Here is an 818-nt window from a genome sequence, read left to right as displayed (position 1 = left end):
CGCTCGACCTTCCAGGACACGCTGCTGCGCGTCTCGGAGGCGTCGCTGTTCGACCGGCCGATCGTCATCACCAATGCGTCCTACCGTTTCATGGTGCTGGAGCAGCTGGCCGAGATCGGCATCGAGGCCGACGTGATCCTCGAGCCGATGCGGCGCGATTCCGGCCCCGCGATTGCCGCGGGTGCGGTGTTCGCGCAAGTGCGCGCCGCTGATGCCGTCGTGCTCGCGCTCGCCGCCGATCACGTGGTGCAGGACACTGCCGCCTTCGTCGCCGCCTGCCGCGAAGGCCTCGTTGCCGCGAGCGCCGAGCGCATCGTCACCTTCGGCGTCAAGCCGGAGCGGCCCGCAACCGAATACGGCTATATCAGCCCGGGTGAGGCGATCTCGGGCGAGGTGCATGCGGTGGCCCGCTTCGTCGAGAAGCCGGACGCGGTGAAGGCCGCCGACTACGTCAACTCCGGCTATCTCTGGAACAGCGGCAACTTCATGTTCCCGGCAACCCTGCTGCTCGACGAATATCGCAAGGTCGACCCAGCAAGCGTGGAAGCGATCGCCAATGCGGTCACCCATGCCGGCCGCGATCTGTCCTTCGTGACGCTGGAGCCGCAGGCGTTCGGCTCGGCCAAGGCGATCTCGATCGACTATGCGGTGATGGAAAAGACCTCGCGTGCCGCGGTGGTGCCGGTGTCCTGCGGCTGGTCCGACGTCGGCTCCTGGCACGCGGTGTGGGAATTGTCGGACAAGGACGCGCAAGGCAACGCCGCGCACGGCGCCGCGGTGTTCGAAGACTCCCGCAACTGCAACGTCACCACCGACCA

Annotated in this window: 1 protein-coding gene; it reads left to right on the top strand. The window is 67.2% G+C overall.

The annotated features are described in order from the left end of the window. On the top strand, positions 1-818 hold an 818-nt coding region (locus GWG65_RS40260; protein WP_275200927.1), incomplete at both ends, for a sugar phosphate nucleotidyltransferase.

The sequence above is a fragment of the Bradyrhizobium sp. CSA207 genome (assembly GCF_029051685.1).
Classification (GTDB): domain Bacteria; phylum Pseudomonadota; class Alphaproteobacteria; order Rhizobiales; family Xanthobacteraceae; genus Bradyrhizobium.
The sequence above is the reverse complement of the archived record's forward strand: the minus strand, read 5'-3'. Positions and strand labels throughout refer to the sequence as shown.